We start from the raw sequence: 17,888 nt of genomic DNA, 5'->3' as shown, positions 1-17,888 counted from the left end.
TCCATCGCCAGACCCTCGCGTGAGGGCTCGTTGGGCATTGGCCGAAGTCCCCGAATCGCTGCCGGGTTCGAGCCTCTACCTGTGGAAGAATTTTTCGCATAGACAAATTTCTGAAGCGAGTTATTGCATTGCGACGCCAAATGTCGTTCCATCCGTTCTTGACCGGATGGAAAATTTCTTGCCGCGGTCACAACAATACGAGAACAAAAAACAAATCTGGGAAGCAAGCTCATGAAAAAGCTCACGACTCTCTTCGCAGCGACGGCGCTCGCCACGCTGATGGCCGGCACGGCCTGGTCAAAAACGTTCGTCTTTTGCTCGGAAGGCTCGCCGGAGGGTTTTGACCCCGGCCTCTACACGGCCGGTACCACGTTCGACGCTTCCGCACATACCGTCTATAACCGCCTGCTCGAATTCAAGAAGGGCACGACCGAAACCGAGCCCGGGCTCGCCGAAAGCTGGACGATTTCCGACGACGGCCTCGAATACACCTTCAAGCTCCGTCCTGGCGTCAAGTTCCAGACGACCGAGTTCTTCACGCCGACCCGCGAACTGAATGCCGACGACGTGATCTTCTCGCTGGAGCGCCAGTGGAAATCGGACAATCCGTGGCACGGCTATGTGACCGGCGGCTCTTGGGAATACTTCGCCGGCATGGGGTTGCCGGAACTGCTCGAGTCGATCGAGAAGGTCGACGACATGACCGTGAAGATCAAGCTGAAGCGCAAGGAAGCGCCGTTCCTCGCCAACCTCGCCATGCCCTTCGCTTCGATCATGTCCAAGGAATATGCCGACAAGCTGCAGGCCGAAGGCAAGATGAACCAGCTGAACCAGATGCCGCTTGGCACCGGTCCCTTCGCCTTCGTCGGCTATCAGCAGGATGCGGTCATCCGTTACAAGGCCAATCCGGACTATTGGGGCGGAAAGCAGAAGATCGACGACCTGGTCTTCTCGATCACCACCGACGCGGCCGTCCGGTTCCAGAAGCTTCAGGCCGGCGAATGCCACCTGATGCCCTATCCGAACGCGGCGGACGTCGAAGCCATGAAGGCCGACCCGAACCTCAAGGTGATGGAACAGGCCGGCCTCAATGTCGCCTATCTCGCCTACAACACCACGCAGGCTCCTTTCGACAAGGTCGAAGTCCGCAAGGCGCTGAACAAGGCGATCAACAAGCAGGCGATCGTCGACGCCGTCTTCCAGGGTCAGGCGACACCGGCGACGAACCCGATCCCGCCGACGATGTGGTCCTACAACGAGCACCTCGAAGAGGACACCTACGAGCCGGAAGTCGCAAAGAAGATGCTTGAGGACGCCGGCGTCAAGGACCTGTCGATGAAGGTCTGGGCGATGCCGGTTGCGCGGCCCTACATGCTGAACGCCCGTCGCGCCGCCGAGATGATGCAGGCAGACTTCGCCAAGATCGGCGTCAAGGTCGAGATCGTCTCCTACGAATGGGCCGAATATCTCGAGAAGTCGAAGGCGAAGGACCGTGACGGTGCGGTGATCCTCGGCTGGACTGGTGACAACGGTGACCCGGACAACTTCCTTGACACGCTGCTTGGCTGCGACGCCGTCGGCGGCAACAACCGCGCTCAGTGGTGCAACAAGGAGTTCGACGATCTGGTCACCAAGGCCAAGGAAGCGTCCGACGTCGCAGAGCGCACCAAGCTCTACGAACAGGCACAGGTCGTCTTCAAGCGCGAAGCACCGTGGGCAACGATCGACCACTCGCTCTCGATCGTCCCGATGCGCAAGAACGTCGAAGGCTTCGTGCAGAGCCCGCTCGGCGACTTTGCTTTCGACGGCGTTGACATTGTAGAGTAACCTTGCCGACTGACCCGAAGGGGGCGTTTGCCGTTGGGCGAGCGCCCCTCTTCCTTTTTGCCAGTGCTGCAGCCACGAAGCCGCGGCGATACTGCCTGTTTCCTAAAATCGGTTCCGATCTTAGGATAATACATGCAGCACTTTTAAAGTGCTACAGCGACCTTGCGCGTCCGATTTGCGCGGCGCTGTAGTGGCATGAGGTTTGACTATGTTTCGTTTCTTGCTGGGGCGCTTGGCAGTGCTGATCCCGACCTTTATCGGGGTCTCGATCATTGCCTTCTCCTTCATTCGCCTGCTTCCCGGCGACCCCGTGGCGCTGCTTTCCGGCGAACGGGTGATGTCGCCGGAGCGGCACGCCGAGATTTCTCATCAGCTCGGCTTCGACCGGCATATCGTCGTGCAGTACCTGGATTATCTCTGGGGTATCGTCCGCGGCGATTTCGGCGTATCGATCGTCACCAAGAGGCCGGTGATCGATCAATTCCTGGAGCTCTTCCCGGCAACCGTCGAGCTCTCGCTGTGCGCCATCATCTTCGCCGTCACCGTCGGTATTCCGGCCGGCGTGATAGCGGCGATCAAGCGTGGTTCCGTCGTGGACCAGATGATCATGGGCACGGCGCTGGTCGGCTTTTCGATGCCGATCTTCTGGTGGGGCCTGCTGCTGATCATCGTCGTCTCCGGCATATTGCAATGGACGCCGGTCTCCGGGCGCATCTCGCTGATGTTCTTCTTTCCGTCGGTCACCGGTTTCATGCTGATCGATTCCCTGTTGTCCGGGCAGGAGGGGGCGTTCCGGTCGGCCTTCAGTCATTTGATCCTGCCGACGATCGTTCTCGGCACCATCCCGCTCGCCGTCATTGCGCGCCAGACCCGTTCGGCGATGCTCGAAGTGCTCTCCGAAGACTATGTTCGCACCGCGCGCGCCAAGGGTCTTCCGACTTTCCGGGTGGTTGGCATCCATGCGCTGCGCAACGCGATGATCCCGGTCGTGACCACCATCGGCCTGCAGATCGGTGTGATGCTGGCGGGCGCCATCCTGACGGAGACGATCTTCTCATGGCCGGGCATCGGCAAATGGATGGTCGATTCCGTTTTCCGGCGCGACTACGCCGTCATCCAGGGCGGGCTGCTGATCATCGCCGCCGTCATCATGCTGGTGAACCTCGCCGTTGATCTGCTCTACGGGCTGATCAACCCCCGCATCCGGCATTGAGGAGGGCGATATGACCGAAGTAACCGCAACAAGCCCCATATCGACCGATCCGTCTCGCCGCGCGCGCCTGGCCGAATTCTGGTACTATTTTTCGGAGAACCGCGGCGCCGTTATCGGGCTGGCGTTCTTCCTGTTCCTGGTGGTCCTCGCGCTTTGCGCTCCGCTCGTCGCACCGCATGATCCGACCATCCAGTACCGCGAGTCGGTTCTGCTTCCGCCGTTCTGGCAGGATGGCGGCCGCGCCGAGTTCCTTCTTGGAACCGACGCCGTCGGCCGCGACATGCTTTCCCGCCTCATCTATGGCACGCGCTTCTCGCTGTTCGTCGGCGTGATCGTGACCACATTGTCGCTGAGCGGCGGCATCCTGGTCGGCGTCATCGCCGGCTATTTCCGCGGATGGGTGGATACATTCATCATGCGGATCATGGACATCATTCTGGCCTTCCCGTCGCTCTTGTTGGCGCTCGTCCTCGTGGCGGTGCTCGGGCCGGGTCTCACCAATGCGATGATCGCCATCGCCCTCGTTTTCCAGCCTCACTTCGTTCGCCTGACCCGAGCGGCGGTGATGTCGGAGAAGACTCGCGATTACGTCGTCGCGGCAAAGGTCGCCGGAGCGGGGCACCTGAGGCTGATGTTCAGGACCATCCTGCCGAATTGCATGGCACCGCTCATCGTCCAGGCGACGCTCTCCTTTTCGAGCGCCATACTCGATGCCGCCGCGCTCGGCTTCCTCGGCATGGGCGCGCAGCCGCCGACGCCGGAATGGGGAACCATGCTGGCGGAGGCCCGCGAATTCATTCTTCGTGCCTGGTGGGTGGTGACGCTTCCCGGTCTCGCGATTCTTTTGACGGTTCTGGCAATCAACCTGATGGGCGATGGATTGCGTGATGCTCTCGACCCCAAGCTGAAGAGGTCCTGACATGGCGCTTCTTGAAATCGAAAATCTCGTCGTCGAATTCCAGACGGCAACCGGGCCGTTCCGGGCCGTCGACGGCGTCTCGCTCAGCGTCCATGAGGGCGAGGTCCTGGCGATCGTCGGGGAGTCCGGCTCGGGCAAGTCCGTGTCCATGCTTGCGGCCATGGGGCTCTTGCCCTGGACCGCGAAGGTGACGGCGGACAGGCTCGCCTTCAACGGACGCGACCTTTTGAAAATGCCGTCGGCCGAGCGCCGCAAGATCGTCGGCAAGGACATCGCGATGATCTTCCAGGAGCCGATCGCAAGCCTCAATCCGTGCTTCACGGTCGGCTTCCAGATCGAGGAAGTGTTGCGGATCCATATGGGCCTCGATCGGGCGGCGCGCCGTAGGCGCGCCATTGAGCTCTTCGAGGCCGTCGGCATTCCCGATCCGGCCGAGCGCCTCGGCCATTTTCCGCATCAGATGTCGGGCGGACAGTGCCAGCGCGTGATGATCGCGATCGCGCTTGCCTGCAATCCGAAGCTTCTCATCGCCGACGAGCCGACGACTGCGCTCGACGTGACGATCCAGAAGCAGATCCTCGATCTTCTGATGAAGCTGCAGCAGGAATACCGCATGGGCCTGATTATGATCACCCACAATATGGGCGTCGTCGCCGAGACGGCGGATCGCGTCGTCGTCCAGTACAAGGGCCGCAAGATCGAGGAGGCGGACGTGCTGTCGCTGTTCGAATCTCCGAAGAGCAACTACACGCGCGCGCTTCTCGCCGCCCTCCCGGAAAATGCGACCGGGGACCGGTTGCCGACGATCTCCGAACTTTTCAATGAGCAGCAGGCGCTCGAGGGAGCCGCTCAATGACCCACGTTCTCGAAGCCCGTAACCTGGTTCGCGACTACCACATTCCCGGCAGCCTGTTCCGCAAGGCGCGCACCGTTCATGCGCTGAAGGGCGTCAGCTTCACCGTCGACGAGGGCAAGACGCTGGCGATCGTCGGCGAGAGCGGCTGCGGCAAGTCAACACTCGGACGCATCATCACTCTTATCGACCCGGCAACGGCGGGAGAGCTGCTGATCGAGGGCAGGAAGGTGGATATCGCCAGCGATGGCCTGACCACGGAAATGCGCCGCAAGGTACAGATCGTCTTTCAGAATCCCTACGGTTCGCTCAATCCGCGCCAGAAGATCGGCGACATTCTTGCGGAGCCGCTGGTGATCAACACCAAAGTTCCCGCAGGCGAACGACGCGAGCGGGCGATGACGATGCTGAAGAAGGTCGGCCTCGAGGAGAAGCATTACAACCGCTATCCGCACATGTTCTCCGGCGGCCAGCGGCAGCGCATTGCTATCGCCCGCGCCCTGATGCTCAATCCCAAGCTCTTGGTGCTGGACGAGCCCGTTTCGGCGCTCGACCTTTCCGTCCAGGCGCAGGTCCTGAACCTGCTTGCCGACCTGCAGGACGAGTTCAAGCTCACCTATGTCTTCATCAGCCACGACCTCTCGGTGGTGCGCTACATCGCCGACGACGTGATGGTGATGTATTACGGCGAGGCGGTCGAATACGGCAGCCGGGACGAGGTGTTTTCCAATCCGCAGCACAGCTATACGAAGACGCTGTTTGCGGCCACGCCGCGGGCCGATGTGGCGAGCATCAAGGCGCGGCTCGCCCGCAAGAACGCCGCCTGAGCGGCGCCATGCCGGCCGCATGGCTGGCGGTCGGAAAATTCCCACGAGCCGCGTCGCTCGCGCGGTTGCGGCTTGTTGGAGTTCTCGTTCCGATCGTGTAGAGCATCTGCGCCGCCACTGACTTCGGGCTTGGCGGCGCAAAGCCGAATTGGCCGGCAATCCTTGTTCGGCCCAACACCAGGATGACGAATATGGAAATCAAGCGTTTTGAAACCGGTCCGCGGATGAGCCAGGCCGTGGTCTATAACAATACGGTCTACCTGGCCGGCCAGGTGGGCAACGCAGGAGACGACGTCGTCACCCAGACCAAACAGGCGCTGGCCGAAGTGGACCGTCTGCTGGCGCTCGCCGGCACGGACAAGACGCGCATCCTCTCGGCCACCGTCTGGCTCGCCGACATGGCGGACTTTGCCAAGATGAACTCCGTCTGGGATGCCTGGGTGCCGCAGGGCCACACGCCTGCCCGCGCCACCGGGGAAGCCAAGCTCGCGACACCGGAATACCTCGTCGAGGTCATCGTCACGGCAGCCCTCTGAGGCGTCGCATCAAAGCCGCGACACTCATCCTCCGACGCCGCCGGCGGTAACGCTCGGCGGCGTTTTGCTGCGCGCTGCCGATGCGGCACGGCAGGAACGATTCCCCTCCTCGGAGCGTTTATCGATCGTTCCGCACGTGGAGGAAGTGCCCATGCTCTACTGGCTGCCGCGGCTTTGCTTGCTGCTGATCGCCGGGGTGGTTCTGGGCTTCGGCCTTTTCCCGCGAACGTCGGAGGACGTGGCCTATACTCTGCTGATGATCCTTGCGGGGCTGGCGCTGCTTTCCCTGACGCTTCACATATTTCCGCCCGAGAAGCATTGACTGCGGGACCGCCGAGATCACGGGCGGAAACTGCCCACAGCTTACCTCTTCCTCGACTCGACGCTTGCGGACGCGCGCCGCACGGGGCCGGCAGTCCCATGGTCCACTATGGGAGAGAGAAGCGGCCGGGCACGCAGAGCAGAGCAGTTGGATGAGGCGCGCCGATGGACGCGAAAAGTGTAGCGGCTGTCCGTAGCCGCAAGCGCAACGCCGAAAAGGAAATTGCCTTGGCGGAGGCGACGAAGGCTGCGGCGCGAAAACGCGACGGCATGGATCTCCTCGTCGCCTGGAGCATCGTCGGGTTGTTCGTCGTCGCCTGTTCGGCCGCCGTTTACGCGATGGCGGCGATTCTGATGCCGATTGCTTTTGCCATCGTCGTCGGCATCGTGCTCGGCAGGGCGGCCGACGAGCTGGCACGTTTCGGGCTTCCGCCGATCCTTGGTGGCCTTTTGCTGGCGCTGTTCTTCGTGCTCGGCCTTTCGTCGCTCGTCAATGCGCTCCTGGGGCCGATCACCGAGGTCGCGCGCGAGGCGCCGAGATTGGCCGAAGGCGTGGTGGAGCGTGTCCTGCCCTTCATCGAGCGCTTCGAGTGGGGGAGGATTGCGCTCGCGCGAAGCATCGGCGCTGACGCCTTCGCGGACGTCATTGTCAAGAATGCGGGGCCGCTCTTCGGCGCGGTCGCGGCGAGCGTCACGCCGGCACTGATCCAGACGCTGATCTTCCTGGCGGCGCTCGTCCTGTTCCTGCTCGGTCGCGTGCAGCTGCGCAGCACGATCATCCTTGCGTTCCCCAGCCGCGAGGGCCGTCTGAGCGCGATCCGGATCATGAATGCCCTCGAAGATGGGCTGACGCGATACTTCTCGACGGCGAGCCTTATCTATCTGGCGCTGGGCGCCCTCACCATGATGATCGCGCTGGTCGGCGGCCTGCCGATGCCGCCTTTGTGGGGTCTCTTCGCCTTCGTCTCGAGCTTCATTCCCTATCTGGGCGTCACGTTCATGACCCTGTCGCTGCTTGTTGGCGGCTTGATGACCCATGATGCCCTGGTCGTGGCGCTCGCGCCGGCGACCGCCTTCTTCCTCATCCATCTCGCCATGGAGAACCTGGTCGTCCCGGCGATCCTGGGACAACGCTTCAAAGTCAATCCGTTCCTGATCTTCGTCGCCATCCTGTTCTGGACGTGGATGTGGGGCGCGGTCGGGGCGATCCTCGCCATGCCGCTCTCGCTGATCGCCATGACCATTTTCGAGCAGCTGCGCGCCCCTCCGCCGGAGCCGCAACTGCCCGGGTGACGCTTAGTCTTAGCCTACCGGCTTCCCGCGTGTGCTTGTTCGTCGAAGAACAGCGCCTGGCTGATCAGCGCCTTGACCATCTCCGGATTGAAAGGCTTCGTCACAAGGAAGGCCGGCTCCGGCTTGTTGCCCGTCAGCAGCCGCTCGGGGAAAGCGGTGATGAAGATCACCGGAACGGCCGCCTGCGTCAGGATATCGTTGACCGCGTCGATCCCGGAGCTCCCGTCGGCGAGCTGGATATCCGCGAGAACCATTTTGGGCGAGGTCTGTCGATAGATATCGATAGCCTCGCGATGCGTGCGGGCGATGCCGGTGACCCGATGCCCCAGGCTCGTCACCATGTCCTCGATGTCCATGGCGATGAGCGGCTCGTCTTCGATGATCATGATGTCGGTGGCCACCTGGCGCGAAATCTCTTCCGAAGCATCGGCCAGGAGTTTGGCAAACGCGCCCTGGTCGACCGACATGATTTCAGCCGCCTCGCCGCTTGAAAACCCTTCGACGGAGATCAGCAGGAATGCCTGTCGCGGCGCGGGCGCGATCAGCGACAGATTGGCGGCGGCTCTCTGCTCCCAGGCGTACGGCGAGGCCAGATTGGACCGATCGACCTTCACCTTTTCGAAGAGGGAACAGAACAGCTTGTAGAGGCCTATTCGATCGCTCGATGCCGAGGGGAAGAGCCCGACGTCTTCGATCAGCGCCTCCAGGACGGCGGCGACATAGGCATCGCCAGCCGCTTGCGAGCCGCTGACGGCGCGGGCATAACGCCTGAGATAAGGAAGATGTGGCGCAATCCTGGTGGAAAGTGACATTTAGGCCTTCCTAAACTATTGTCCGTAAAGTCCCAATTACGGGCGGTGGTCGTGACGCAGGATACGTCAATGTGGTGCACACGTCTTCCGAATTCAGGAAACAGTTTGCAGACGACGCATACGAATGGAAAACAGCCGGGGATTTGAGCCTTCGGTGTGCGGAATTGAAAAATGAACGATCGGTCCAACGGGCGTGCGCGAGGCATACTAGCTGCTGGCGTCGGAAAAAATGATGCCAATGCCGTGATCGCTTCCAAGCTGAGAGCGCTCTATCAAGCTGTCGAGACCGAGCCCGTCCCCGAGCAGTTCATCGACCTTCTCCGGCGCCTCGACGAGGCCGAGAGAGGGCAATCGGAGGACTGAGAGAGGAAGCTCGACATTGGCATGCCTGACCCTCCCTCTACAGAAGGGAGGGTCGCGTGCCTCTCGCCGGAACGTAGGCCACTATCGACGCGGCCCCGAATCCGCTTTCGCGAGGGCCGCCATCAGCACCGTGCGGTGTAGCGGCGACCGTAGCGGTCGCGATAGACGCAATAGCCGGGTTCGCTCGCGCGGCCGATAAGGGCGCCGGCAACGCCGCCCACAGCCGCGCCGACCGCGGCGCCTCCGACATCGTCCGTTACGGCGCCGCCGATGATCGCGCCGGAAGCGGCGCCAATTGCTGCACCCTTTTCCGTCTGCGTGCAGGCGGCGGCGAGGGGAAGAATTACGCTGGCGACGAGAAGGATCTTCTTCATGGTGCTTTCCTATCCGTGGTTGGTTTACTGAAATGGGCGGCGAGCAAAGGAAATTGTCCTGCCGCGGCAGGCCGCAATGCAGATCGTGAGGAAAGGAGTGAAGGTGCCCAGCGCCGCACCGCTCCAGAGCCATAATTGCGGCGCGAACAGGCTTCTCCTGGGACCGTCAGAACAGGCGCAGCGAAGGCTTGCATTCCCATCTCCCTTGGACCAGCCGCCGCTGCGGCGCACGTTATTGTTGTCAGAACGCCGATTGGCGCCTTTTGTTCCGCGCCGGCTCGGGGTGCCACGCCCGGTTGTTGCCGAGGGGGCCTGAAATCCTATCTTCGCAACATGTCTCGGGGGAGAGTAACCGCGCCTACTTGCGGCGTCGGCGCTCGGACTGGTCTAGATTTTCGAGCAAGGATTGAAAACGTTCGTTGCTCTTTTCTTCCGTGTGCATTTCAAGATCACGCAGCGTTCTGCCGATATGCAGATTATGGTTGCGCACACCCGCCTCGTGCAGGGTGATCTCCGTCACCGTCTTGAGTATATGTCGCGAAGGGATCTTCATTGCTTACCTGAGGAATTCTGTTTCCCGAAGAACGCCAAGCCCTGGCGAAGGTTCCTGACGTGCTCGCGCGGGGCGCAGTTGCGGATTGATTTCTTTCCTTTGGCTAAGAATATGGTTTCTGCTTGGTTAATGGCCTTCGGGGCGCCGGAACAAAGGCGAGAGGCACGGCGTTTGGATTTCAGTTCCTACAGCGCCGCGTCTTATCAGACGCACAAACTCGCTGTAGCACTTTGAATTCCTGCATGTTTTTCCTTTAATCGGCTTCGATTTAGGGAGGCATGCAGTAGGCAAGGAGATAGCAAATGCTCTACTATGCCCTCATCTTTCTTGTGGTCGCCATCATCGCCGGCATTCTCGGCTTCGGCGGCATTGCCGGCACCTCGGCGGGAATCGCTCAGGTCCTGTTCTTCCTGTTCCTGATCTTCCTGGTCATCTCGCTCGTCATGGGCCTCTTCCGCCGAACATGACGAGGGACCACTGACTTCGGAGCGGATCGTTCTCCGCTCCGCACCTATTTCCCAAGACACTGTTTCCTTTATGGGTGAGGCTTGAGCCTCGCCTTTTAGCGCGGCTCCGCTGTTCCCTTGCCCGGCCTCGTTCGCTTGGCTATTCATGCGTGTCCCCTCGAACGCTGAAGAAGTGACGCGTCGATTCACCGGGGCGAAAGAACGGGGCATCGTCTATGAAAACTGATGTAGTGGTATTGGGCGCCGGGATCGTCGGCATTTCGAGCGCCATTCACCTGGCGCGGCGTGGGAAATCGGTGGTTCTTCTCGATCGCCGCGGTCCGGGCGAGGAGACTTCCTATGGCAATGCCGGCCTCATTCAGCGAGAGGGCGTTTTCCCCTATGGCTTCCCGCATGATTTCGGGGCGCTTTTCCGCTACGCGTTGAACAACACCATCGATGCCAGCTATCACTTCCGCGCGCTGCCGAGCCTCGTGCCTTTTCTCGCGCGTTACTGGTGGCACTCGGGCTTCACGCAGCACCAGCGCATCGCCAATCTTTACGCACCGCTGATCGAGAACTCGATCGCCGAACACAGCGATCTGATCGACGCGTCCGGTGCCGGCGACCTTATCCGCAAGGACGGCTGGATGAAGGTGTTCCGAACCGAGAAGGAGCGCGACGCCGCCTACAAGGACGCTGAAAAGCTCTCGGCCGGATTCGGCGTCAGCCACCAGAAGCTCTCGAGCAGCGAGTTGAGGGCCATCGAGCCCTCGATCCAGGTGGAACTGGCCGGCGGCCTGCGCTGGACCGATCCCTGGTCGATCCGCGACCCGCACAGCCTGATCAAGGCTTATCTCGGCTATTTCGAGTCCATTGGCGGCCGGCTCGTCTCAGGCGATGCGGCAACGCTCGAGCATATCCTGGAGGGAGCCGGATGGCGCGTTGCGACGCCGGAAGGTCCGCTGGAAACCCGCGAGGTGGTGGTCGCCCTCGGCCCCTGGGCCGATACGGTGACGCGCAAGCTCGGCTATCATTTCCCGCTTGCGGTGAAACGCGGATATCACATGCATTACGGCACCAAGGACGGAGCGCAGTTGAACAATTGGGTGCTCGACGAGGAAATGGGCTATTTCCTGGCGCCGATGCTGCGCGGCATCCGCCTGACGACGGGGGCCGAATTCGCGCTGCGCGACGCACCGAAAACCCCCGTGCAATTGACCCGGGCAGAGCGCGTCGCCCGCGAATTCTTCCCGCTCGCCGAACGGCGTGACGAGGAGCCGTGGCTGGGTGCGCGGCCCTGCACACCGGACATGATGCCGATCATCGGCAAGGCGCCGAGACACGAGGGCCTGTGGTTCGCCTTCGGCCACGCCCACCACGGAATGACCCTCGGCCCGATCACCGGTCGGGCGCTGGCGGAGGCGATGACGGGAGAAAAGACCGTGATCGACCTTGCGCCATACCGGCCGGACCGCTTCCTCGCCTAAACCCGGTTCGGCCGCGCAATTTTTTTCCCCCTCGGGAACCAATGCGGCCGACGAGTGTTTCCCCCGCGGCTGAAGGTAAAGTTCGGTGCGCTCGTTCTTTGCCTTTCGGCGGTCGCTCAGGCGGCGAGGGAGGGAGCCCGGTCCATGAAAAAGCAGACGATCGAATTCGCCGGCGAGGCCGTGGGCGCGCTGATGCCCGACAATGGGCGATTGCGATTTGTTGCCGTCAAATACAGCGTCTGGCCGCTCGATGGCCGGATATTTGCGACCGCCGAGGAGGCGCTTCGGGCCGTCGCCGCCCTGCATGTCTTGCGGCAGAGGGGGCCGGTCGGGGCAAGAGCGGCACCGACGGGGCGTGGCGAAGCTTTTGGTGCTTCCGGATCGGCCTAGGGCGATACCATACCGTCGCCGATCAAGCGCGCGAAGGTCGTCCCCAAAATACGACGAAATGCGGGATGTTGCTCCTCATCCGCTCCGGTCGTCGGAGCCGGAAGGTGCCTTGGACGCAGCGTCGCTCCTGGGCCTCCCCGTTTCTTTGGAGCCGTATTCCTCTGTCCCTTCCGGCGCTTTCCATTGCAGCGCCACCTCCATCCGCCCGAGGATGAAGAGGACGATGAGGCTGGCCACGGCGGCGAAGGCGGAAATCAACCAAAAGCCGAAGCCGATCGACAGGCCGACGGCACCGGCAAGCCACATGCCGGCGCCCGTCGTCAGGCCTTTGATCTCGCCCTTCGAGAACACGATCATGCCGGCAGCAAGGAAAGCGACCCCCGCGGTCACCGCTTCGACGACGCGGATCGGGTCGATGCGGACCTCCGGGCCTGAAAGGCTCGTCATATGCACGCTTTCGACCGCGACCACGGCGAAGATCGCCGAAGCGAGGCTCACAAGAATATGCGTCCTGAGGCCCGCCGGGCGCTGGCGCTTTTCCCTTTCGATGCCGATGAGGGCGCCGAGCAGGATCGCACCGCACAGCCGTGCGAATATCACCGGATAGGGCGTGCGCGTCCCAACAAGGATGTCGGCAAGAATCTGGTCCATGAAACTGCTGATCGTGGTGGAAGTGAACTGAAAATCTAAGACGACCCCGCGCCGGAGCGACGCAACTCAAGACTCGGTTTAAGGGCGAGGAGACGTATCCCCGCCCGAAGATGGTTTTTGCCGGTCACTGTGCCGGAGGGGTCTGCGGCTGCGTCGTCGTACCCCCAGGGGCCGGCGCCGGTGTCGTCGGCTGAGGCTGCGCTTCCGGCGCGGGCGGTGCCGTCTCCTGCGTCGTTCCGGATGTCGTTCCACCGGCTGGCGGGGTCGCCTCGCCGCTTGTGGCCGGTTGGTCGGTCGAGGGTTGCGTCGTAGTTGTGGTCGACGAGGTCGGAGTATCCTCCGCATCTCTGGTGAGTTCCGCCGGCAGCCAGGCGATCAGCGCAAGCACGAGACCGGCAAGCAGAATGACCAGCAACGGCCATGTGCTGCGGCTCGCGCGCGTCTCGCGCACTTCGGTGGGCGGCGCCGGCTGTCCCGTCACCGGATCGACCTGCGGCCTATCCTTCCACTGGTCCTGTGGGTCCATGGCATTAACTTCCTTTCTGGCTATCGTCCCTTCGGCGCCAGCATCTGGCGGCCACGATTCCCTAAATCAGCGAGGACTTAAGGAGGGGCGCTCGACCATCGCAAGTATAGTTTAGAGCCTCTCCACGGCAGATGGAGAGCCGCTGAAATATTAAACGCGCCAGATATTGCAAGGTTCCGTTGCGGCCTTCCCCGAAACACACCTCAGTTTGTAGAAGGTCCTTTACAGAGAGGTGGTCCGACTGCAAAAAAAACCGAATGAGAATGCGCCGGAAGAGCAAAAGCGGGAGGGATGGAAATGACCAAGGCCTATGAAAACGGAACCTTCGTCGGCCGGGCGTGGCGCCCGGATGTCGAGGGGCCGAGCCTGGTGACCGTCCGAAGGGGAGAAGTGATCGACATCACCTCGAAGGCGGTGCCGACGATGCGCGATCTCCTCGATCTTCCCGATCCCGTCGCCCATGTTCGTTCGGTCTCCGGGGAGGTCATCGCGTCCGTCGACGCTCTCCTGACCAGGGCGGAGCGGGACCGGGACGAGATACATCTTCTCGCCCCTTGCGACCTTCAGGCGGTCAAGGCCTGCGGCGTCACCTTCGCCCGCTCGATGATCGAGCGGGTCATCGAGGAGCGCGCCGCCGGCGACGCCGCACGGGCCGAGGCGATCCGCACGCGGATGACGGCGATCATCGGCGATAGCCTGCGAAACCTGAAAGCCGGTTCGCCCGAAGCCGCCGGCGTAAAGGCCGCACTGATCGAGGAGGGCGTCTGGTCGCAATATCTCGAAGTCGGCATCGGCCCCGACGCCGAGGTCTTCACCAAGGCCCAGCCGCTCTCGACGGTCGGCTGGGGAGCCGCGGTCGGCCTGCATCCCATTTCGCGCTGGAACAATCCGGAGCCGGAGATCGTCCTGGCGGTTTCCGCCGCCGGGCGCGTCAAGGGTGCGACCCTCGGCAACGACGTCAATCTGCGCGACGTCGAGGGGCGCTCGGCGCTGCTTCTCGGCAAGGCCAAGGACAACAACGCTTCCTGCGCGATCGGGCCCTTCATCCGCCTCTTCGACGAGACCTATTCGATAGACGACGTGCGCAATGCGGATCTCGATCTCTTGATCGAAGGCCGGGACGGCTTCCGTCTGAAGGGGGCGAGCACGATGCGCGAGATCAGCCGCGACCCGCTCGACCTCGTCCGCCAGACGATCGGGCCGCACCACCAATACCCGGACGGGCTGATGCTCTTCATGGGGACGCTCTTCGCCCCGGTCGAGGACCGCGGCGAGCCGGGCCAGGGCTTCACCCACAAGATCGGCGACGTGGTGACGATCTCGAGCCCCGCCCTCGGCAGCCTCGTCAACACGGTGCGTCTTTCCACCGATTGCCCGCCCTGGACCTTCGGAACTGCAGCGCTGATGCGCAATCTCGCCAGACGCGGGTTGCTCTAGCGCGTCGCGGTTAAACGGGTTCACGCGATGCGCTTCGGGCTTTTGTTTTTATGCATGTCCTTGTCCCAAAGCCGTTGCACACTTTTGGGCAACCGCATCGGGCCAGAGGGCGTCGGCAATATCGGGAGGATTGTATCCCGACGTGGTTCCGCGCAAGCTCGGCCGGCTGAATCGGGTGTTGTTTGAAGCAGGGGCTGGGGCCGAAAATGAAAGTCGCTGTCGGCTTGGCTGCGGTCAGCCTGTTCTTTGCAACGGCAACGGATCCGCTGCGGGCGGAACCGCTAATGACCGTCAACGATGTGAGCGACGCGCTCAGCAAGTGCTGGACTCCCCCGGCCGACAGCAAGGATTCCTTTGTCACGCTCAAATTCGCCTTCCGCGGCAATGGTACGCTGATGGGCCCGCCCCAGCCAACGGCGATCCGCGTCACCGGAGATGCGGACCAGCGCAAAGCCTTCGTCGCCGCCGCGACGGCGGCCCTTGAGAACTGCATGCCGCTGGAATTTTCCAAGGAACTCGCCGACGAGATCGCGGGAACGGTGTTTACGCTGCAGTTCTATTCGGCGGACTGACGGGGAGCGAAGTCGTTCTGGTGGCCTCCTGTCTGTCATTTGTTGCGAACGTCGAACCAGGACGACGGGGCAGCGCCTCGCCGGCTGGAGATCAGCCTCAGCCAGGGCGCCGTATGAAAGGCGCTCATCAGAGCATACATCGGGACCATGCCGGTAACGGCGTAGGCATCGCCCGCCGGCGAGCAGAGCATGTCCGGCGGGCCGAGAAGGCCGGTAAGCAGCGCCATGATTGCAAAGGTCGGCGCCGCCGCCAGGGACAGCCAGTCGGCTGCCCTGGGGATGGCGCTGTTGCCGGCCGGGGCGTCGCCAGTTCCGCGATCGGCGGCCGACGTCCTAGTTGGGCTGTCGGAATGGCGCAGCATTTGTCAGTCCCGGCCATACTCGTCGTTTCGACGCCACCAGACGCCGTTCTCATTGCGGCCCCGAGGGGCGCGGTCGAGCCATTGGTACATGCCCCAAACACCGTCCAGTCCGCGCGCATAGCTGGAATAGCTGTGGTAGACGACGCCTTCATCGAGCACGAAGGCGCTGAGGCCTGGCCTGTCGCGGGTATAGGTGGCGACGTCGGTTCCGGTCATGGCTGCGATCTGCGCGACCGGTCCCTCGCTGCCGCGCAACTGCCATTCCTGAACGGTCTTTCCTGCGAGTGGTTCGGGTGCCGGCGGCTCGCGGCGGAAGTTGTATTCAATGCGGCCGTCGCGCTGTTCGTCCGCGGTGAACCAGACGCTGAAGTCCCGGTTGAAGTCGCCATCGTTCGAGGACGCCCAGGGAAAGCTCCAGCCCATCCGCTGCTTGTAGGCCTCGAGTTTGGCGAGCGGCGCCCGCGAGACGGCCGAGAAGGCGACATCGTGGTTTTCGAGATGGACGACGATGCCGTTGAAGCCATCGGCAATGGAGGAGCAGGACGGGCAGCCGGCCGTGTAATCGGGACCGAACATGAAATGGTAGACGAGCAGCTGCGAGCGCCCTTTGAAAAGATCCTTGAGCGAGGCGCTTCCCGCGTCGGTCTCGAACCGGTAGTCCTTGTCGATCCTGACCCACGGCAACGCCTGGCGCTGCCGCGCCAGTTCATCGCTCCGCCGCGTCAGTTCCTTCTCGGCATCGAGCAGTTCCAGCCGCGCCGCCAGCCATTCTTCGCGCGTCCCGGTGCTATGTTCCGTCATCGCTTTTCTCCTTCTTTCGGCTCGATGGGTCACGGGATAGAGTTAGCTCCGGAAATGGATGCGGTGGGAGTTACAAGTGTGACGGGATTTCGATGGATTCGCTGATCACCGCTGCGGCGCGCGCGCTTGCGACAGGCGATCCGCTCGGCGCGCTGAAGCGGGTTGCGCTGCGCGACGATCCACCGGCGCTGGCGCTCAGGGGCATCGCCCTGGCGCAGCTCGGCGACCTCGCTCGGGCAAAGACCCTCCTCAAGAATGCCGCGCGCGCCTTCGGTCCGAAAGAGGCGATGGCACGCGCCAGGTGCGTCGTCGCCGAGGCCGAAATCGCCCTCGTCGCGCGCGATCTCTCCTGGCCTGCAAAGGCCCTCGACACGGCGCGGGCGACGCTCGAAATGCATCGTGACTGGATAAATGCCGCCCATGCGCGAAATCTCGAGGTGCGGCGCCTGCTGCTGGTCGGCCGGCTCGACGAGGCCGAGCGCGCCCTCGCTCACGTCGATCCTACACTGCTTCCGCCCGCCTCGCGGGCCGCCTACGAGCTGGTGGTTGCCGGAATCGCCATTCGCCGGCTGCAGACCAAGGCGGCGCGTTCTGCGCTGGCGCGCGCCGAACAAGCGGCGCGCCAAGCCAATATTCCCGCACTGTCGGCGGAGGTCGAAAGCGCGTCCCTCGTCCTCGACACGCCCGCGGCGCGCCTGATCGCTGGGGGCGGGGAGCGCTCCCTCCCGCTCGAGGAGGTCGAAGCGCTGTTGGCGTCGCAAGCACTTGTCGTGGACGCCTGCCGCCATGTCGTGCGGGGCGGAGGCCTGGTGGTGTCGCTTGCGACGCGGCCGGTCTTGTTCGCGCTGGCACGCGCACTCGGGGAGGCCTGGCCCGGCGACGTGCCGAGAGGCACGCTCGTCGCGCGCGCCTTCCGGGCAAAGCATGCCGATGAATCGCATCGCGCAAGATTGCGTGTCGAGATCGGTCGGCTTCGGGCGGAGCTTGGCAAGCTGGCAGAGGTGAGGGCGACGAAGCGCGGTTTCGCGCTGGCGCCGCGGGCCGGCGAGGTCGTCGTGCTGGCGCCGCCGCTTGAAGGGCAGCATGCGGCGGTGCTCGCCTTTCTTGCCGACGGTGAGGCTTGGTCGAGCTCGGCGCTCGCGATTGCCCTTGGCACCAGCCCGCGCACCGTACAGCGGGCGCTGGAAACGCTTTCGGCTGCGGCCAAGGTACAGTCGTTCGGCCGCGGGCGGGCGCGCCGCTGGATGAGCCCGCCGGTACCGGCATTCCCGACAACCTTGTTACTCCCCGGTCCGCTGCCGGGCGACTAGGATCGGCGCGTC

Annotated in this window: 22 protein-coding genes; 16 read left to right on the top strand and 6 right to left on the bottom strand. The window is 63.0% G+C overall.

Annotated elements, in window-relative coordinates:
• Positions 1-231: 231 nt before the first annotated feature.
• The 8 genes from AU381_RS08560 (at position 232) to AU381_RS08530 (ending at position 7,789) form a co-directional block, all read left to right on the top strand.
• Positions 232-1,827 (top strand): ABC transporter substrate-binding protein, encoded by a 1,596-nt coding sequence (locus AU381_RS08560; protein ID WP_064241306.1) that lies wholly within the window; start codon positions 232-234, stop codon positions 1,825-1,827.
• Between the two features lie 208 nt (positions 1,828-2,035).
• Positions 2,036-3,040: an ABC transporter permease subunit gene (locus AU381_RS08555; protein ID WP_064241305.1), complete on the top strand. Its 1,005-nt coding sequence runs from the start codon at positions 2,036-2,038 to the stop codon at positions 3,038-3,040.
• A gap of 10 nt (positions 3,041-3,050) precedes the next feature.
• A complete protein-coding gene (locus AU381_RS08550) occupies positions 3,051-3,959 on the top strand; it encodes an ABC transporter permease subunit (RefSeq protein WP_064241304.1) in 909 nt (302 codons plus the stop codon).
• Between the two features lies 1 nt (position 3,960).
• Positions 3,961-4,815, top strand: a complete 855-nt coding sequence (locus AU381_RS08545) for an ABC transporter ATP-binding protein (RefSeq protein WP_082909725.1) — start codon at positions 3,961-3,963, stop codon at positions 4,813-4,815.
• Positions 4,812-5,639 carry an ABC transporter ATP-binding protein gene (locus tag AU381_RS08540; protein ID WP_064241303.1) on the top strand — a complete coding sequence of 276 codons (828 nt, stop codon included), beginning with the start codon at positions 4,812-4,814 and terminating at the stop codon, positions 5,637-5,639. The genes AU381_RS08545 and AU381_RS08540 overlap by 4 nt, the downstream gene beginning before the upstream one ends.
• 191 nt (positions 5,640-5,830) lie before the next feature.
• The gene (locus AU381_RS08535; protein WP_037413132.1) at positions 5,831-6,175 is read left to right on the top strand and encodes a RidA family protein; all 345 of its coding nucleotides are present in this window, start codon (positions 5,831-5,833) and stop codon (positions 6,173-6,175) included.
• A 151-nt stretch (positions 6,176-6,326) separates the two neighbouring features.
• Positions 6,327-6,497: a hypothetical protein gene (locus AU381_RS30265; RefSeq protein ID WP_082909723.1), complete on the top strand. Its 171-nt coding sequence runs from the start codon at positions 6,327-6,329 to the stop codon at positions 6,495-6,497.
• Between the two features lie 164 nt (positions 6,498-6,661).
• Entirely contained in the window at positions 6,662-7,789 is a 1,128-nt protein-coding gene (locus AU381_RS08530; RefSeq protein WP_064241302.1) for an AI-2E family transporter, read from the top strand.
• A 14-nt stretch (positions 7,790-7,803) separates the two neighbouring features.
• Here the strand turns inward: AU381_RS08530 and AU381_RS08525 are convergent, their stop codons facing one another.
• Complete coding sequence (locus AU381_RS08525) at positions 7,804-8,601, bottom strand: response regulator (protein ID WP_064241301.1); 798 nt, start codon at positions 8,599-8,601, stop codon at positions 7,804-7,806.
• 243 nt (positions 8,602-8,844) lie between these two features.
• Between AU381_RS08525 and AU381_RS31205 the strand changes: the two genes are divergently transcribed.
• Entirely contained in the window at positions 8,845-8,964 is a 120-nt protein-coding gene (locus tag AU381_RS31205) for a NepR family anti-sigma factor (RefSeq protein WP_425288615.1), read from the top strand.
• A gap of 122 nt (positions 8,965-9,086) precedes the next feature.
• On the opposite strand, the gene AU381_RS08515 is transcribed toward AU381_RS31205, so the two are convergent.
• On the bottom strand, positions 9,087-9,338 hold the full coding sequence (locus AU381_RS08515; RefSeq protein WP_064241299.1) for a glycine zipper domain-containing protein: 252 nt from the start codon (positions 9,336-9,338) through the stop codon (positions 9,087-9,089).
• A gap of 406 nt (positions 9,339-9,744) precedes the next feature.
• Between AU381_RS08515 and AU381_RS30085 the strand changes: the two genes are divergently transcribed.
• The 4 genes from AU381_RS30085 (at position 9,745) to AU381_RS08500 (ending at position 12,217) form a co-directional block, all read left to right on the top strand.
• Positions 9,745-10,125, top strand: coding sequence for a hypothetical protein (locus AU381_RS30085; protein ID WP_162273409.1), 381 nt, complete (start codon positions 9,745-9,747; stop codon positions 10,123-10,125).
• Positions 10,126-10,193: 68 nt separating this feature from the next.
• Positions 10,194-10,358 carry a DUF1328 domain-containing protein gene (locus AU381_RS27700; RefSeq protein ID WP_064506654.1) on the top strand — a complete coding sequence of 55 codons (165 nt, stop codon included), beginning with the start codon at positions 10,194-10,196 and terminating at the stop codon, positions 10,356-10,358.
• A gap of 215 nt (positions 10,359-10,573) precedes the next feature.
• Positions 10,574-11,827 (top strand): NAD(P)/FAD-dependent oxidoreductase, encoded by a 1,254-nt coding sequence (locus tag AU381_RS08505; RefSeq protein WP_064241297.1) that lies wholly within the window; start codon positions 10,574-10,576, stop codon positions 11,825-11,827.
• A 144-nt stretch (positions 11,828-11,971) separates the two neighbouring features.
• Positions 11,972-12,217 carry a hypothetical protein gene (locus AU381_RS08500; protein ID WP_064241296.1) on the top strand — a complete coding sequence of 82 codons (246 nt, stop codon included), beginning with the start codon at positions 11,972-11,974 and terminating at the stop codon, positions 12,215-12,217.
• Between the two features lie 75 nt (positions 12,218-12,292).
• Here AU381_RS08500 and AU381_RS08495 read toward each other — a convergent pair whose 3' ends face one another.
• Positions 12,293-12,868 (bottom strand): MgtC/SapB family protein, encoded by a 576-nt coding sequence (locus tag AU381_RS08495; RefSeq protein ID WP_064241295.1) that lies wholly within the window; start codon positions 12,866-12,868, stop codon positions 12,293-12,295.
• 124 nt (positions 12,869-12,992) lie between these two features.
• Entirely contained in the window at positions 12,993-13,394 is a 402-nt protein-coding gene (locus AU381_RS08490) for a hypothetical protein (protein ID WP_064241294.1), read from the bottom strand.
• A 291-nt stretch (positions 13,395-13,685) separates the two neighbouring features.
• Between AU381_RS08490 and AU381_RS08485 the strand changes: the two genes are divergently transcribed.
• Both AU381_RS08485 and AU381_RS08480 read left to right on the top strand, forming a co-directional pair.
• The gene (locus AU381_RS08485; RefSeq protein WP_064241293.1) at positions 13,686-14,831 is read left to right on the top strand and encodes a fumarylacetoacetate hydrolase family protein; all 1,146 of its coding nucleotides are present in this window, start codon (positions 13,686-13,688) and stop codon (positions 14,829-14,831) included.
• Between the two features lie 206 nt (positions 14,832-15,037).
• Entirely contained in the window at positions 15,038-15,403 is a 366-nt protein-coding gene (locus AU381_RS08480; RefSeq protein ID WP_064241292.1) for a hypothetical protein, read from the top strand.
• A 35-nt stretch (positions 15,404-15,438) separates the two neighbouring features.
• Here AU381_RS08480 and AU381_RS08475 read toward each other — a convergent pair whose 3' ends face one another.
• Together AU381_RS08475 and AU381_RS08470 are read right to left on the bottom strand one after the other, a co-directional pair.
• Complete coding sequence (locus AU381_RS08475) at positions 15,439-15,765, bottom strand: hypothetical protein (protein ID WP_064241291.1); 327 nt, start codon at positions 15,763-15,765, stop codon at positions 15,439-15,441.
• A gap of 3 nt (positions 15,766-15,768) precedes the next feature.
• Positions 15,769-16,566: a DUF899 domain-containing protein gene (locus AU381_RS08470; protein WP_064241290.1), complete on the bottom strand. Its 798-nt coding sequence runs from the start codon at positions 16,564-16,566 to the stop codon at positions 15,769-15,771.
• 92 nt (positions 16,567-16,658) lie between these two features.
• On the opposite strand from AU381_RS08470, the gene AU381_RS08465 reads away from it, so the two are divergent.
• Entirely contained in the window at positions 16,659-17,876 is a 1,218-nt protein-coding gene (locus AU381_RS08465) for a hypothetical protein (protein WP_064241289.1), read from the top strand.
• Positions 17,877-17,888 lie beyond the last annotated feature (12 nt).

The organism is Sinorhizobium glycinis (genome assembly GCF_001651865.1).
GTDB lineage: Bacteria > Pseudomonadota > Alphaproteobacteria > Rhizobiales > Rhizobiaceae > Sinorhizobium > Sinorhizobium glycinis.
Note: the sequence above shows the minus strand (reverse complement) of the source record. Positions and strands in the feature narration are given on the sequence as shown.

Bases quoted from the DNA above. Each gene is read 5' to 3' on its own strand.
- AU381_RS08560 (WP_064241306.1), top strand. From the start codon at position 232: ATGAAAAAGCTCACGACTCTCTTCGCAGCGACGGCGCTCGCCACGCTG.
- AU381_RS08555 (WP_064241305.1), top strand. From the start codon at position 2,036: ATGTTTCGTTTCTTGCTGGGGCGCTTGGCAGTGCTGATCCCGACCTTT.
- AU381_RS08550 (WP_064241304.1), top strand. From the start codon at position 3,051: ATGACCGAAGTAACCGCAACAAGCCCCATATCGACCGATCCGTCTCGC.
- AU381_RS08545 (WP_082909725.1), top strand. From the start codon at position 3,961: ATGGCGCTTCTTGAAATCGAAAATCTCGTCGTCGAATTCCAGACGGCA.
- AU381_RS08540 (WP_064241303.1), top strand. From the start codon at position 4,812: ATGACCCACGTTCTCGAAGCCCGTAACCTGGTTCGCGACTACCACATT.
- AU381_RS08535 (WP_037413132.1), top strand. From the start codon at position 5,831: ATGGAAATCAAGCGTTTTGAAACCGGTCCGCGGATGAGCCAGGCCGTG.
- AU381_RS30265 (WP_082909723.1), top strand. From the start codon at position 6,327: ATGCTCTACTGGCTGCCGCGGCTTTGCTTGCTGCTGATCGCCGGGGTG.
- AU381_RS08530 (WP_064241302.1), top strand. From the start codon at position 6,662: ATGGACGCGAAAAGTGTAGCGGCTGTCCGTAGCCGCAAGCGCAACGCC.
- AU381_RS08525 (WP_064241301.1), bottom strand. From the start codon at position 8,601: ATGTCACTTTCCACCAGGATTGCGCCACATCTTCCTTATCTCAGGCGT.
- AU381_RS08515 (WP_064241299.1), bottom strand. From the start codon at position 9,338: ATGAAGAAGATCCTTCTCGTCGCCAGCGTAATTCTTCCCCTCGCCGCC.
- AU381_RS27700 (WP_064506654.1), top strand. From the start codon at position 10,194: ATGCTCTACTATGCCCTCATCTTTCTTGTGGTCGCCATCATCGCCGGC.
- AU381_RS08505 (WP_064241297.1), top strand. From the start codon at position 10,574: ATGAAAACTGATGTAGTGGTATTGGGCGCCGGGATCGTCGGCATTTCG.
- AU381_RS08500 (WP_064241296.1), top strand. From the start codon at position 11,972: ATGAAAAAGCAGACGATCGAATTCGCCGGCGAGGCCGTGGGCGCGCTG.
- AU381_RS08495 (WP_064241295.1), bottom strand. From the start codon at position 12,868: ATGGACCAGATTCTTGCCGACATCCTTGTTGGGACGCGCACGCCCTAT.
- AU381_RS08490 (WP_064241294.1), bottom strand. From the start codon at position 13,394: ATGGACCCACAGGACCAGTGGAAGGATAGGCCGCAGGTCGATCCGGTG.
- AU381_RS08485 (WP_064241293.1), top strand. From the start codon at position 13,686: ATGGAAATGACCAAGGCCTATGAAAACGGAACCTTCGTCGGCCGGGCG.
- AU381_RS08480 (WP_064241292.1), top strand. From the start codon at position 15,038: ATGAAAGTCGCTGTCGGCTTGGCTGCGGTCAGCCTGTTCTTTGCAACG.
- AU381_RS08475 (WP_064241291.1), bottom strand. From the start codon at position 15,765: ATGCTGCGCCATTCCGACAGCCCAACTAGGACGTCGGCCGCCGATCGC.
- AU381_RS08470 (WP_064241290.1), bottom strand. From the start codon at position 16,566: ATGACGGAACATAGCACCGGGACGCGCGAAGAATGGCTGGCGGCGCGG.
- AU381_RS08465 (WP_064241289.1), top strand. From the start codon at position 16,659: ATGGATTCGCTGATCACCGCTGCGGCGCGCGCGCTTGCGACAGGCGAT.